We start from the raw sequence: 14,312 nt of genomic DNA, 5'->3' as shown, positions 1-14,312 counted from the left end.
TCGGCCGATCGCTCCGCCCCTGTGCCGTGTGCCCCGTTCACAGACGCTTGACCCCCTTGAGCCGCCCGGCCTTCTTCAGGCTGGTGCGTCCGGCCTTGAAGCCGCTTCTGCTGCTCAGCCAGCCGTAGGCGGGCTCGCGGCCCGCCGAGCCGCCGGAGCCGTCGGCGGCCAGCGGATCGTTGTCCGTACGGCGGGCTACCGCCATCACCAGCGGCACCACGAACGGCGCCAGCAGCAGGTCGTAGAGGGTGGCGCTGAGCAGCAGTCCGACCAGGCCGACGTGCCGGGCGGCGGTGTCGCCGACCAGCGCGCCGACGCCCGCGTACATCAGCGTCGAGCCGATGGCGGCGCCGATGACGACCATCAGGGGGACGGTCGCCGAGCGGTGCTGGCCGGAGTCGGGCCGGGTCAGCCCGGCGGCGTAGCCGATGATGCAGAGCACCAGCGCATAGCGGCCGATGGCGTGGTCGGAGGGCGGGGCGAGGTCGGCGAGAAGTCCGGCGCCGAAGCCGACCAGACAGCCACCGACGTGGCCGTAGACCAGCGCCAGGGCGAGGACGACCAGCAGCAGCAGGTCCGGTACGGCGCCGGGCAGCTGGAGCCGGGCCAGCACGCTGACCTGGATGACCAGGGAGACGACGACCAGCGGGGTCGCGAGCAGGATCCGGTTGATGCGCATCGGTCAGCTCCTGGGAGAAGCGCTCGCGGAGGGGGTGGCCGTGACGGTGACCGTCGGCGCCGGCTTGGGCTTGGCCGGTTTGGGCGGCAGGACGGTGTCGCGCGGGTCCGTCCGGGGCGGCTGGACGACGACGCCGACGACGTCGAGCTGGGAGAAGGAGACGAACGGCCGGACCTGGAGGGTGCGGGTCAGATCGCCGTTGGACGGGTCGACCCGTACGACCTTGCCGACCGGCACACCGGGCACAAACGGTTTGTCGGCGCTGGAGCCGAAGGTGACCAGGCGGTCGCCCTTCTTGACGGCGGCCTTGCCGTTGAGCAGCTGGACGCGGAGCGAGCGGCCGCCCTGGCCGTTGGCGAAGCCGATCTCGTTGGTCTTCTCCATGCGGGTGCCGACGGTGAAGTCGGGGTCGTTGGCCAGCAGGACCGTGGAGGTGTCGGCGCCTACGGTGGTGACCCGGCCGACCAGACCGTCGCCGTTGAGGACGGTCATATCGCGGGCGATGCCGTCGCGGCTGCCGGCGTCGATGGTGACGGTCCAGGAGAAGCCCTGGGCCGCGCCGATGGCGATGACCTGGGCGCCCTTGATGCCGTACTGGCCGGCGCCGGCGGTCTTGAGCATCTTGTCGAGCTGGGCGGCGCGGCTGCGGTTACGGTCGGAGGAGCCGAGTTTGGCCTTGAGGGCGGCGTTCTCGTGCTCCAGACGGGCGATGCGGTTGTGCCGTTCCCCGGAGTCGCGGACGGCGCCGACGGCGTTGCCGATCGGGCTGACGACGCCGGCGATGCCGTTCTCGACCGGCCCGAAGGCGGACGCCGCGGCTTGCCGGGCGCCATCGAGCGGGGACTGTTCACCGCCGCGGATATCGACCGTGATCAGCGCGAACGCGATCGCGACCAGCAGCACCAGCAGCAGCCGGCTCTCTCGTGTGTCCCTCACGTGCGGCGGCCGTGTCCTTCCTCGTAGGACCGGCCGGCTGCGGGCCCGCGCCGGTCTCGTTCGGGAGTTGAGCGTTGTGCCTTTTTGAGCGGTGGCGGCTGACGTGGCGTCAGTACGCCGTATGTACCGGGAGGCGGTGCCTGTCCGGGGATGTTGAGCTGTGCGAAAGGTGGTGCCTGGGTTTCAACGATTCAGCGGATGAATCGGGTACTGCCGGTGGTGCCCGATCCCGCGGCACGCCGTGCGACGCGCCGCGGGCACACCCGGCACCGGGACGTCTACCTGCGCGGCTGGGAGTCCAGGACCTGCTGGAGCGCCTCGAACTCCTCGACGCACTTGCCGGAACCGAGCGCGACGGAGTCGAGCGGGTCCTCGGCGATGTGGATGGGCATTCCGGTCTCGCGGCGCAGCCGCTCGTCGAGGCCGCGCAGCAGGGCGCCGCCTCCGGTGAGCACAATGCCGCGATCCATGACATCTCCGGACAACTCCGGCGGGCACTTGTCGAGGGTCGTCTTGACCGCGTCGACAATGGAGTTGACCGGCTCCTCGATGGCCTTGCGGACCTCGGCGGCCGAGATCACCACGGTCTTGGGCAGCCCGGAGACCAGGTCGCGGCCGCGGATCTCGGTGTGCTCGTCCTGCTCGAGGTCGTAGGCCGAACCGATGGTGATCTTGATGCTCTCGGCCGTGCGCTCGCCCAGCAGAAGGCTGTACTCCTTCTTGATGTGCTGGATGATCGCGTTGTCGAGTTCGTCGCCGGCCACCCGGATGGACTGGGCGGTGACGATCCCGCCGAGCGAGATGACGGCGACCTCGGTCGTCCCGCCGCCGATGTCCACGACCATGTTGCCGGTGGCCTCGTGGACCGGCAGGCCCGAGCCGATCGCCGCGGCCATCGGCTCCTCGATGATGTGCACCTGGCGCGCGCCGGCCTGGGTGGACGCCTCGATGACCGCGCGGCGCTCAACTCCGGTGATCCCGGAGGGAACACACACGACCACCCGAGGGCGGGCCAGATAGCGCCGCTTGTGGATCTTGAGGATGAAGTAGCGGAGCATCCGCTCGGTGATCTCGAAGTCGGCGATGACACCGTCCTTCAGGGGCCGTACGGCGACGATGTTGCCGGGCGTGCGCCCGATCATCTTCTTGGCCTCGGCGCCCACGGCGAGGATGCCGCCGGTGTTGGTGTTGATGGCCACGACCGACGGCTCGTTGAGGACGATGCCGCGGCCCCTGACGTACACCAGCGTGTTGGCGGTCCCGAGGTCGACAGCCATGTCACGGCCGATGAACGACATGTTGTTCCCCATGAGGATACGTCTGGCCTTCCCAACTGGAGCGAATGCTTACTTGAGGTCGGCAGGAGGTGATGCGCTGAATGACGCGGAGGCTCCATCGTAGTCTTGTCGCGCCACCCGCTCGAACACGGTGGAGCCCTGAGCGTCATTGTCAGCCGTACACGCACCCGCCCCCCTTAATGGTGACGTCGTGTCGCGGGGATGCGTTCCCCCGATCGAGTCGCATATGCCAAGGGGTGACCGATGATTCCATCGGTCACCCCAGGTCACAAGGGCTGTACGCGTAATGTCGCGTCAGGAAATACCAGGAAAGAAAATCTTGATCTCGCGCTCGGCGGACTCTTCGGAATCCGAGGCGTGGATCAGATTCTCTCGGGTGATCGTGCCAAAGTCCCCACGAATGGACCCACTCGGTGCGGCAATCGGGTCAGTCGGCCCGGCCAGCGCGCGGACGCCCTCGATGACGCGCTCCCCCTCGACGACGAGCGAGACGACCGGACCGGACGCCATGAAGGCGACCAGCGGCTCGTAGAAGTCCCGGCCCACGTGCTCGGCGTAGTGCTGCTCCAGGAGGGCCCGGTCGAGCGTGCGCAGCTCCATCGCGGCGATCGTCCAACCGGCCTTCTTCTCGATCCGGCCGATGATCTCGCCGACGAGTCCGCGGCGGACCGCATCGGGCTTGAGAAGAACGAGCGTGCGCTGGCTCACAGAGGGGCTCCTTGCATACGTCAACAGATCAGCGGTGCACCGAGGCTACAGGGCGCACCCGGCGCACTACGCCCGCCCCCGCACCGGCCGCACGCTCACCCGGCTGCGGCCGCCCGCGCCCTGGCGTCGTCCACCTTGCGGCCGAAGTGGACCGAGGCCCACCACAGGGCCGTGAAGACCGCGCCGAGGAAGAACATCGCCGGGATGATGAAGCCGCTGGCGATCAGGGCGATTTGGAGGGCCCAGCCCAGCTGGACGCCGCCGGGGCGGCTCAGCATCCCGCACAGCAGCAGGCTGACCAGCATCGCGATCCCGCTCACAAGCCACACCGTGGTCGTCGGCACCCCGCTGAGCTGCATGGCGACCAGCCCGGCGAAGCCGATCACGAAGAACTCACCGATCAGGGTGCTCGCACACAGGGTCCGCATCGCTCAGCCCCTCCCCATCAGCAGCCGGGCCTCGCCGACCGTGATGACGGAGCCGGTCACCAGCACACCCGCACCGGAGAACTCGCCCTCCTCCTCGGCGAGGGTGATCGCCGCCTCCAGCGCATCGTCGAGCCGCGGCTCGACCTGGACCCGCTCCGCGCCGAAGACCTCCACGGCGATGGCCGCCAGCTCATCGGCGTCCATCGCGCGCTCGCTGGAATTACGGGTCACGACGACCTCGGCGAAAATCGGCTCGAAAGCCTCCAGCACGCCCCGTACGTCCTTGCCTTCGCTGGTGCCGACGACCCCCACCAGGCGGCTGAAACCGAATGCCTCGGTGACCGCCTCGGCCGCCGCCTGTGCGCCGGCGGGGTTGTGCGCGGCGTCCAGCACGACCGTGGGGCTGCGCCGGACGACCTCCATCCGGCCCGGCGAGGAGACCGCGGCGAACGCGGAACGGATGGTGTCGATGTCGAGCGTACGGGCGTGGTCCGAGCCGACGCCGAAGAACGCCTCGACCGCGGCGAGCGCCACCGCGGCGTTGTGCGCCTGGTGGGCGCCGTACAGCGGCAGGAAGACCTCCGGGTACTCACCGCCCAGCCCGCGCAGCGTCAGCATCTGGCCGCCGACCGCGACCTCCCGCGAGAGCACCCCGAACTCCATGCCCTCACGGGCGACCGTGGCATCCACCTCGACCGCACGCTTGAGCATCACCGCCGCGGCATCGACCGGCTGCTGGGCCAGCACGACCGTGGCGTCCTTCTTGATGATCCCGGACTTCTCGCCGGCGATCTGCTCGGGCGTCTCGCCCAGCCGGTCGGTGTGGTCCAGCGAGATCGGGGTGATCACGGCGACGTCGCCGTCGATGACGTTCGTGGCATCCCAGGTGCCGCCCATGCCGACCTCGACGACCGCGACATCCACCGGGGCGTCCGCGAAGGCGGCGTACGCCATCGCCGTCAGCACCTCGAAGAAGGACAGGCGGTACTCCTGCTGGGAGTCCACCATCTCCACATACGGCGCGATGTCCCGGTAGGTGTCGATGAACCGCTCGGCGGAGATCGGCGCGCCGTCCAGGCTGATCCGCTCGGTGACCGACTGGACGTGCGGGCTGGTGTAGCGGCCGGTGCGCAGCTCGAAGGCGCCGAGCAGGGCCTCGATCATGCGGGCCGTGCTGGTCTTGCCGTTGGTGCCGGTGATGTGGATGGAGGGGTACGCGCGGTGCGGGGCGCCCAGGATGTCCAGCAGCGCCACGATCCGCTGGACCGACGGGTCGAGCTTGGTCTCGCCCCAGCGGCCGGCCAGCTCCGCCTCGACCTCGCGCAGCGCACGGTCGACCTCGGGATCGGCGGGCCGGGCGGGGACGGCGTCCCCCTGCGGCGGGCCGGCCTGCGCGCGCAGCGTCCGGCTGCCGGCCTCGATCACCGCCAGGTCGGGGTCGCGGTTCGTCTCGGCATCGACGAGGTCGTCGAAGGCGTCGGACGGCTCGGGGCCGTCGTTCTGCTCGGGGGCGGTCGGGTCGGGGTCGTCGTTTCGGGGGCGCTCGCTCACGACGACAAGTCTACGAGGCACCACCGACAGCCTTCGCGCCGCGCCGCCCGCGCCGCATCGTCCCAGGACAGACCCGCCGCGGCCGCAGGCGCACACCGGCGGCGGGGCGGGGCACCGGCGCCGCTACGACAGCGCCGCCTTCATCATGGCCCGGGCCACCGGCGCCGCCAGCCCGTTGCCCGAGACCTCGTTGCGCGCCGCATGCCCGTCCTCGACCATCACGGCGACCGCCACCTGCCGCCCCGCGCCGTTCTGCGCATACGAGACGAACCAGGCATAAGGCGTACCGCTGTTGTCGACGCCGTGCTGGGCGGTACCGGTCTTCCCGCCGACCGTCAGTCCGCCGATCTTCGCGCCGGATCCGGTGCCCTTGTCCACGACCGTCTGCATCGCCGACCGCAGCTGTGCGGCGGTGTGCGCGGAGACCGCCCGGCCGTCACGGTAGGTCTTCGGACCGTACTGCTGGACCGTGTTGCCACCGCCGTCGGTGAGCTTGTCCACCAGCTGCGGGGACTTCAGCTCGCCGCCGTCGGCGATCGCCGAGGCGACCATCGCCATCTGAAGCGGCGTCGCCTGGTCGTTGAACTGGCCGATCCCCGACAGCGCGGTCTGTGCGGAGTCCATGTCCTTGGGGTAGACGCTCTTGGCGGCCCGCACGGGCACGTCCACCTTCCCGTCGTTGAACCCGAACTTCTCGGCCTGCGCCGCCACCTTGTCCTGCCCCAGCTGGGCGGCGATTTTCGCGAAGACGGTGTTGCAGGAGTACTGGAGCGCGGTGCGCAGGGTGGCGTTCTTGCAGGGCGCGGAGGCGTTCTCGTTGCGCAGCGTGGTGCGGGTGTGCGGGAGGGTGTACGGGTCGGGGCTGTCGGTGGGCTCGTCCACCGAGGAGTACAGCCCGTTCTCCAGGGCGGCCGCGGCGACCACCAGCTTGAAGGTCGAACCGGGCGGCAGCGCCTGGCGCAGCGCGCGGTTCACATTCGGCTGGTCGGCATCCTTCGCCATCGCCTGCCACCCCTGCTGATCGGCGGTGGCGGACCCGGCGAACTTTCCCGGGTCGTACGAGGGCGTGCTGACCATGCCCAGGATCCGCCCGGTCTTCGGGTCCAGCGCGACCGCCGCGCCCTTCTTGTCCCCCAGCGCCCGGTAGCCGGCCTTCTGCACCGCGGCATCGATGGTGGTGGCCACATCGCCGCCCTTGGCCCGCCGGTGCAGCACCGCGTCGGCGGGACTCTGGAGCCGGCCGTCGGAGCCGTCGAGCAGATCGCCGTAGAGGCTCTCCAGCTGGTTGCTGCCGAAGATCTGGGACGTGAATCCGGTCACCGGGGCGTACAGCGGGCCGTCCTTGTACGTGCGCTTGTATGTGAGCGTGGAAGGGGTGGCCGCCGATCCGGTCACCGGCTCCCCGTCGACCAGGATGTTGCCCAGCGGCGCCGCGTACTTCCCGATCGCCACCCGCGGATTGTGCGGGTCGCCCATGAAGTCACTAGCCTTTGCGCCCTGGATCCAGGTGGCCCAGCCCATCAGGGCGAGGATCAGGGCGAGGCAGAAGACCGAGGCCCGTCGCAGCGGTTTGTTCATGGGGCGCGGCTCCTCGGTACGGGACGGTCGGTTCGGCCGGAACGTCGGCGTTCCGGTCCACCGTGCCCGTCCTTCATGAGAGCGCAATGAGAGCGCCATGAAAGTGCCTCGCCTGTACGAAACGGCTCGTACGGGACAACTGAGCGGCGCATTTCCCCCTCTTTCACGGCGGGCTCTCCCCCGGAGGGGTGTGGACGCATGGACACACCGAGCGGAAGACAGGAGCTGACGACGGGTGCCGGCCATCAGCCAGCGGATGCATTTGGTGCTGCTCACCGCCTGGACCGTCCTGTGGTTCGCGGTGGTCGAACCGCACGGCGGCTTCTCCTGGCACTATCTGCGTACCGGCGGTGAGCTGATCTACCAGGCCGGCGCGGGCGACGGCACCGGCGGCCTCAACCTCTACGCCCATCACCCCGAGCTCCAGATGGGCCCGCTGAGCTTTCTGACCGCGGGGCTGTTCAACCCGTTCCCCGAGGCCACCGGCCAGTTCCTCGCCGCGGCCCTGATGTCGCTGCTCGGGCTGGTCATCGTCGTCCTGGCGGGCCGCAGCGCCGCCTACCACTTCCTGGGCACCGGCACCAACCACCAGCGGCTGCGGCAGCGCGTGCTGATCGCCGGGCTGGCGTTCATCCCCATGTGGATCGAGGTCGCGGTCCGCTTCGGGCATCTCGACGACGTCCTGGCGCTGTTCTTCACCTGCCTCGCCGTACGAGCCCTGACCCGCGGCAACGCCGTCCTGACCGGCGTGTTCCTGGCCCTCGCCATGGACTCCAAGCCGACCGCGCTGGCCTTCGTCCCCCTCCTGCTCGCCCTACCCCGGGACAAGTGGCTGAAGGCGGGCCTGTGGTGCGCGGGCCTGGTGGCCGTCGCCTGGCTGCCGTTCTTCGTCGGCGACCCGCAGACCTTGTCCGCCGCCAAGTTCGCCATCCCCAACCACCCGGCGTCCGCGCTGCGCTGGCTTGGCGTCGCCGATCCGGAAACCCCCCGCTGGGACCGCCCCGCCCAGGCCGCCCTGGGCCTCGCCCTCGGCTCCTTCGCCGTCTGGCGCGGCCGCTGGCCGGCGGTGGTCCTGCTGGGCGCCAACGCCCGCATCGCCCTCGACCCCAGCGTCTACACGTACTACACCGCGTCCGTCCTGCTCGGCACCCTGCTCTGGGACGTCATCGGCCAGCGCCGCCTGGTCCCCTGGTGGAGCTGGGTGGCCCTGCTGGTCCTCTACGGCAGCGTCTTCGCCGTCCCCGACGACTCGGCACGCGGCCTGATCCGGCTGGCCTTCGTGGCGGTCTCGACGGCGTACGTCCTGTGCCGGCCGGTACGCGAACGGGGGCAACAGGGACGGGGCGGGCGCGGCCAGCGGGGCGGCCGGGGACGGCGCAGGCCCCCCGCCCGTACGGACGAGGGGCCTGTGCCAAGCCCTGGGACCGGAAGCCCTGGAGCCGGAAGCCCTGGGGCCGGTGCTACGCCTTGGGCAGAGCCGCCAGCTGCGCGGTGATCCGGACGATGTCCGCCTCCGCGGCCGCCAGCCGGCCGCGGATCTTGTCCACGACCTTCTCCGGCGCCTTGGCGAGGAACGCCTCGTTGCCGAGCTTGCCGTTGGCCTGCGCCTTCTCCTTCTCGGCCGCGGCCAGATCCTTCGCCAGCCGCTTGCGCTCCGCCTCGACATCGATCGCCCCGGACAGATCCAGTGCGACCGTCGCCCCCGCGACCGGCAGCGAGGCCGTGGCACTGAAGTCCTCACCGGCCGGCTGGAGCCGCAGCAGCGACCGCATCGCGGCCTCGTGCGCCGCCAGCGCCGTACCCGACAGATCCAGCCGCGCCGGAACCTTCTGCCCCGGCTGGAGCCCCTGGTCGGACCGGAAGCGCCGGACCTCGGTGACGACCTGCTGAACGGTCTCGATCTCCTTCTCGGCGGCCGCGTCCCGGAAGCCCGAATCGGACGGCCACTCGGCGATGACCAGCGACTCCCCGCCGGTCAGCGTCGTCCACAGCGTCTCGGTGACGAACGGGACGATCGGGTGCAGCAGCCGCAGCGTGACGTCCAGGACCTCGCCCAGCACCCGCCGCGAGGCATCGGCCGCCGGGCCGCCCGCCATGAACGTCGTCTTCGACAGCTCGACGTACCAGTCGAAGACCTCGTCCCAGGCGAAGTGGAAGAGGGTGTCCGACAGCTTGGCGAACTGGTAGTCGTCGTAGTACGCGTCCACCTCGGCCACGACGGAGTTCAGCCGCGACAGGATCCACCGGTCGGTCGCCGACAGCTGCTCGGCGGGCGGCAGTTCGCCCTCCACCGTGGCGCCGTTCATCAGCGCGAAGCGCGTCGCGTTCCAGATCTTGTTGGCGAAGTTACGGGACCCCTGGACCCAGTCCTCGCCGATCGGGACGTCGACACCCGGGTTGGCGCCGCGGGCCAGCGTGAACCGGACCGCATCCGATCCGTACGCATCCATCCAGTCCAGCGGATTGACCGCATTCCCGAACGACTTGGACATCTTCTTGCCGAACTGGTCACGGACCATGCCGTGCAGCGCGATGGTGTGGAACGGCGGGGTGCCGTCCATCGCGTACAGCCCGAACATCATCATGCGGGCGACCCAGAAGAAGAGGATGTCGTAGCCGGTGACCAGCACGGAGTTCGGATAGAACTTCTCGACGCCCGGCGTCTGCTCGGGCCAGCCGAGGGTGGAGAACGGCCACAGACCCGACGAGAACCACGTGTCGAGAACGTCGGTGTCCTGATGCCACCCCTCGCCGGTGGGCGCCTCGTCCTCGGGTCCGACGCAGACGACCTCACCGTTCGGCCCGTACCAGACCGGAATCCGGTGACCCCACCACAACTGGCGGGAAATGCACCAGTCGTGAAGGTTGTCCACCCAGCCGAAGTACCGCGACTCCATCTCCTTGGGGTGGATCGCGACCTTGCCGTCACGGACCGCGTCGCCGGCCGCCTTCGCCAGCGGGCCGACCTTGACCCACCACTGCATCGACAGCCGCGGCTCGATGGTGGTCTTGCAGCGCGAGCAGTGGCCGACGGAGTGGGTGTACGGGCGCTTCTCCGAGACGATCCGGCCCTCGGCGCGCAGCGCACCGACGATCGCGGAGCGGGCCTCGAAGCGGTCCAGCCCCTGGAAGGGACCGTGCGCCGTGATCACCCCACGCTCGTCGAGAACGGCCAGGCTGGCCAGATCGTGCCGCCGCCCGATCTCGAAGTCGTTGGGGTCGTGCGCCGGGGTGACCTTGACCGCACCCGTACCGAACTCGGGGTCGACGTGCTCGTCCGCGACGACCGGAATCCGGCGGCCGGTCAGCGGCAACTCGATCTCGGTGCCGACGAGATGGGCGTAGCGCTCGTCCTCCGGGTGAACGGCGACGGCGGTGTCACCGAGCATCGTCTCGGCGCGGGTGGTGGCGACGACGATCGACGTGTCCCCCTCTCCGTACCGGATCGACACCAGCTCACCCTCGTCGTCCTGATACTCCACCTCGATGTCCGAGATGGCGGTCAGACAGCGCGGGCACCAGTTGATGATGCGCTCGGCGCGGTAGATCAGCTCGTCGTCGTAGAGCCGCTTGAAGATGGTCTGGACGGCCTTGGACAGGCCCTCGTCCATGGTGAACCGCTCACGCGACCAGGCGACACCGTCGCCGAGGCGCCGCATCTGACCGCTGATCTGCCCACCGGACTCGTTCTTCCACTGCCAGACCCGCTCGACGAACGCCTCGCGGCCGAGGTCGTGCCGGGAGACACCCTCCTTGGCGAGCTCGCGCTCGACGACGTTCTGCGTGGCGATACCGGCGTGGTCCATGCCCGGCTGCCAGAGCGTCTCGTAGCCCTGCATCCGCTTACGACGCGTGAGCGCGTCGATGAGGGTGTGCTCGAAGGCGTGCCCCAGATGCAGGGAGCCGGTGACGTTCGGCGGCGGGATGACGATCGTGTACGGCGGCTTGTCGCTCTTCTCGTCCGCCTCGAAGTAGCCCCGCTCTACCCAGCGCTCGTACAGCGGCCCCTCTACATCGGCCGGCGTGTACTGAGTCGGCAGTTCGGGGGCGCTGTGGTTGCTCTGCTGAGTGTTCTCGGTCACGACCGACAGTGTACGGGCGCGTATGTCGCAGCTTCGAATCGGTTTCGCCCCCGGGGCACCGGCTGTCGGCGGCGTCGTACAGGATGTTCGCAGCGCATAAACATCACGTGCGGGCAGCACACAGACGTCGGCTGCCACCAGCTTGTTACGAGGGGAACCGCTCCATGAGCTACAACCAGCCGCCACCGGGACCGTACGGCCAGCAGCCTCAGCAGCCCGGCCCGTACGGCCAGCAGCCGCAGCAGCCGGCCCCGCAGCCCGGCTACGGCTACCCGCAGCAGGGCGGCCAGGTGCCCCCGCAGCAGGGCGGCTACGGCTACCCCCAGCAGCAGCCCCAGCAGCCCGCCTACGGCTACCCCCAGCAGGGCGCCCAGCCCGCCTACGGCCAGCAGACCCCCTACGGCGCAATCCCCCAGGGCCCGCCGGAGAGCGGCGGCAGCGGCAAGAAGGTCGGCCTGATCATCGGCGCGGTGGCTGTGGTGGCGGCGATCGGGGTGGGGGCTTACTTCGTGTTCGGGTCGGGTGGGGGTGAGGTGAAGCCTTACACGATCTCGATGCCGGGCTCCCTGCTGAACGGGGAGTACTCCAAGCAGGATGCTCTCGGTGGCAGTGACGCCGCCAAGGACGCCTCCGGCGACAAGTCGGCCAAGGCCATGGGGATCACCGAGGCCAAGGAAGTGACTGGCACGTACAAGGCAGCCAGCAAGGCGGGCCTCAAGGTGGTGGGCGTCTACGGAAAGGTCGCGAACCCGGAAGGCGCCGTCGACCAGTTCTTCGCCCAGGTCGAAGACAACATGAAGAAGAATATTTCCGAGGGCCTCAAGTTCGAAACCGTCGACGGTGCAACGTCGTACTCGCCGGACAACTTCGACGGTGCGGCGCTGAAGTGCGCGAAGTACAAGGTCTCGGGCAACGAGCACGGCATGGAGATGTCCTTCAACCTCACCGCCTGTGCCTGGGGGGACAGTAGCGCCGTCGGTTCGGTCACGTACATGCCCGCAATGGGGCCCAGCGGGGTGACCTCACAGGCCCCTGAGGGCGACGCCGCGGCTGACAAGACCGCCAAGATCCGCCAGGAAGTCCGCAAGGAGAAGTAGCACTTCCCCAGCGGCCGGCTGACCACGAAAGGGCCCTCGACGGGCGTCCCGTCGAGGGCCCTTCGCCTGCCCTGCGCGTGAAGCGACGGATCCGGCAGAACATTGGCCAGAACATCACGGATGCCCCAAATGAAGGCTCATGGGGCAGTAGATTGATCGACGATCGATCGAAAGCCTCCGCGGCTTTCCGACCCAAGGGGGAATTCCCATGCGCAAGGCAGTGCGCCGCATAGCGGCAGCCACCGGAATAGTGCTGGCAGGCGCGGCGCTTCCGCTCGTCGCAACAGCACCGGCCCACGCCGACCCCAAGCACTGCGCGAGCTACCTCCACGCGCACGGGTACGTAATCGGGCCCAAGGTTGCGGGCGCGTGCGCCATGGTGGCCATGGAACACACGCCGGGAGGAAAGGCGGGGGCCATGACCGACTGCAATCTCTACCTGTTCACCTTGGGCGTCAAGGGGGATGAGGCGAGCACGGCGTGCCAACTCAGCTTGTAAACCGCTGACCCACCCCGCCAACCAACGGAACAGCCCGGCAGCGACTTCGCTGCCGGGCTGTTCCGTTGGTCGCTATGAGCAGCGCACTACGCACTCTTCTCCTGCGGCTCCCCCGACTCCCCCCGGGTCCGCGGCACGAGGGTCGGGTTCACGTTCGAGTGAACGACGTCCGCCGTGATGACGACCCGGGCGACGTCCTTGCGGGACGGGACCTCGTACATGGCGGAGGACAGGACCTCTTCCATGATGGCGCGCAGGCCGCGCGCGCCGGTGCCGCGGAGGATGGCCTGGTCGGCGATGGCCTCCAGGGCCGGGCGGTCGAAGTCGAGCTCGACGCCGTCGAGTTCGAAGAGGCGCTTGTACTGCTTGACGAGCGCGTTGCGCGGCTCGACCAGGATCTGGAGCAGCGCCTCGCGGTCGAGGTTGTGGACGGAGGTGAGGACCGGGAGGCGGCCGATGAACTCGGGGATCATCCCGAACTTCACCAGGTCCTCCGGCATGACCTCCTGGAGCTGGTCCTTGGACTCGATCTCCCGCTTGGAGCGGATGGTGGCGCCGAAGCCGATGCCCTTGGCGCCGGACCGGGACTCGATGATCTTCTCCAGGCCGGCGAAGGCACCACCGACGATGAACAGAACGTTCGTCGTGTCGATCTGGATGAATTCCTGGTGGGGGTGCTTCCGGCCGCCCTGCGGCGGGACGGAGGCGGTGGTGCCCTCCAGGATCTTGAGCAGGGCCTGCTGGACGCCCTCGCCGGAGACGTCCCGCGTGATCGAGGGGTTCTCGCTCTTGCGGGCGACCTTGTCGATCTCGTCGATGTAGATGATGCCGGTCTCGGCCTTCTTGATGTCGAAGTCCGCGGCCTGGATGAGCTTGAGGAGGATGTTCTCGACGTCCTCGCCGACGTAGCCGGCCTCGGTCAGCGCCGTGGCGTCGGCGAAGGCGAACGGGACGTTGAGCATCCGGGCCAGGGTCTGCGCCAGCAGCGTCTTGCCGGAGCCGGTGGGGCCGAGCAGCAGGATGTTGGACTTGGCGAGTTCGATGCCCTCGTCACCGCGGCCGCCGCCGTTCTCGCCGGCCTGCACCCGCTTGTAGTGGTTGTAGACGGCGACCGACAGCGCCTTCTTCGCGGGGTCCTGGCCCACCACATAGCCGTTGAGGAACTCGTAGATCTCCCGTGGCTTGGGGAGCTCCTCCCAGCGCACCTCGGAGGTCTCGGCGAGCTCCTCCTCGATGATTTCGTTACAGAGATCGATGCACTCGTCGCAGATGTACACACCAGGTCCCGCGATGAGCTTCTTCACCTGCTTCTGGCTCTTTCCGCAGAATGAGCACTTGAGCAGGTCGCCGCCGTCACCGATGCGTGCCACGAGGTGCTTCCCCTTCGCCTGGGATCCGCATTGCTCAACGGACCCGGGTGCTTGCCTATCGACGGTACCTTGCCGGGACCCCCGTA

General features: G+C 69.2%; 12 protein-coding genes. 3 read left to right on the top strand and 9 right to left on the bottom strand.

The window, feature by feature from the left end:
• Positions 1–37: 37 nt before the first annotated feature.
• The 7 genes from mreD to SNA_RS06560 form a co-directional block, all read right to left on the bottom strand.
• Complete coding sequence (gene mreD / locus SNA_RS06590; protein WP_044363752.1) at positions 38–679, bottom strand: rod shape-determining protein MreD; 642 nt, start codon at positions 677–679, stop codon at positions 38–40.
• Positions 680–682: 3 nt separating this feature from the next.
• A complete protein-coding gene (gene mreC, locus SNA_RS06585; protein WP_030066584.1) occupies positions 683–1,615 on the bottom strand; it encodes a rod shape-determining protein MreC in 933 nt (310 codons plus the stop codon).
• 278 nt (positions 1,616–1,893) lie between these two features.
• Positions 1,894–2,913, bottom strand: coding sequence for a rod shape-determining protein (locus tag SNA_RS06580; RefSeq protein WP_003985182.1), 1,020 nt, complete (start codon positions 2,911–2,913; stop codon positions 1,894–1,896).
• Positions 2,914–3,207: 294 nt separating this feature from the next.
• The gene (gene ndk, locus SNA_RS06575; RefSeq protein ID WP_030066581.1) at positions 3,208–3,621 is read right to left on the bottom strand and encodes a nucleoside-diphosphate kinase; all 414 of its coding nucleotides are present in this window, start codon (positions 3,619–3,621) and stop codon (positions 3,208–3,210) included.
• A gap of 95 nt (positions 3,622–3,716) precedes the next feature.
• The gene (locus SNA_RS06570; RefSeq protein ID WP_030066580.1) at positions 3,717–4,049 is read right to left on the bottom strand and encodes a DUF4233 domain-containing protein; all 333 of its coding nucleotides are present in this window, start codon (positions 4,047–4,049) and stop codon (positions 3,717–3,719) included.
• Between the two features lie 3 nt (positions 4,050–4,052).
• Positions 4,053–5,600, bottom strand: a complete 1,548-nt coding sequence (folC, locus tag SNA_RS06565) for a bifunctional tetrahydrofolate synthase/dihydrofolate synthase (protein WP_044363749.1) — start codon at positions 5,598–5,600, stop codon at positions 4,053–4,055.
• Positions 5,601–5,723: 123 nt separating this feature from the next.
• The gene (locus tag SNA_RS06560; protein WP_030066578.1) at positions 5,724–7,178 is read right to left on the bottom strand and encodes a peptidoglycan D,D-transpeptidase FtsI family protein; all 1,455 of its coding nucleotides are present in this window, start codon (positions 7,176–7,178) and stop codon (positions 5,724–5,726) included.
• 256 nt (positions 7,179–7,434) lie between these two features.
• On the opposite strand from SNA_RS06560, the gene SNA_RS06555 reads away from it, so the two are divergent.
• Entirely contained in the window at positions 7,435–8,673 is a 1,239-nt protein-coding gene (locus SNA_RS06555; RefSeq protein ID WP_030066577.1) for a hypothetical protein, read from the top strand.
• Here SNA_RS06555 and SNA_RS06550 read toward each other — a convergent pair.
• A complete protein-coding gene (locus SNA_RS06550; RefSeq protein ID WP_044363747.1) occupies positions 8,639–11,260 on the bottom strand; it encodes a valine--tRNA ligase in 2,622 nt (873 codons plus the stop codon). The genes SNA_RS06555 and SNA_RS06550 overlap by 35 nt on opposite strands.
• Before the next feature lie 164 nt (positions 11,261–11,424).
• On the opposite strand from SNA_RS06550, the gene SNA_RS06545 reads away from it, so the two are divergent.
• Together SNA_RS06545 and SNA_RS06540 are read left to right on the top strand one after the other, a co-directional pair.
• Complete coding sequence (locus tag SNA_RS06545) at positions 11,425–12,357, top strand: hypothetical protein (protein WP_030066574.1); 933 nt, start codon at positions 11,425–11,427, stop codon at positions 12,355–12,357.
• Between the two features lie 208 nt (positions 12,358–12,565).
• Positions 12,566–12,856 carry a hypothetical protein gene (locus SNA_RS06540; RefSeq protein WP_157879865.1) on the top strand — a complete coding sequence of 97 codons (291 nt, stop codon included), beginning with the start codon at positions 12,566–12,568 and terminating at the stop codon, positions 12,854–12,856.
• A gap of 86 nt (positions 12,857–12,942) precedes the next feature.
• Here the strand turns inward: SNA_RS06540 and clpX are convergent, their stop codons facing one another.
• Positions 12,943–14,226: an ATP-dependent Clp protease ATP-binding subunit ClpX gene (clpX, locus tag SNA_RS06535; RefSeq protein WP_044363743.1), complete on the bottom strand. Its 1,284-nt coding sequence runs from the start codon at positions 14,224–14,226 to the stop codon at positions 12,943–12,945.
• Positions 14,227–14,312: the final 86 nt, after the last annotated feature.

This window comes from Streptomyces natalensis ATCC 27448, from assembly GCF_000935125.1.
GTDB classification, from domain to species: Bacteria; Actinomycetota; Actinomycetes; order Streptomycetales; family Streptomycetaceae; genus Streptomyces; species Streptomyces natalensis.
The sequence above is the reverse complement of the archived record's forward strand: the minus strand, read 5'-3'. Positions and strand labels throughout refer to the sequence as shown.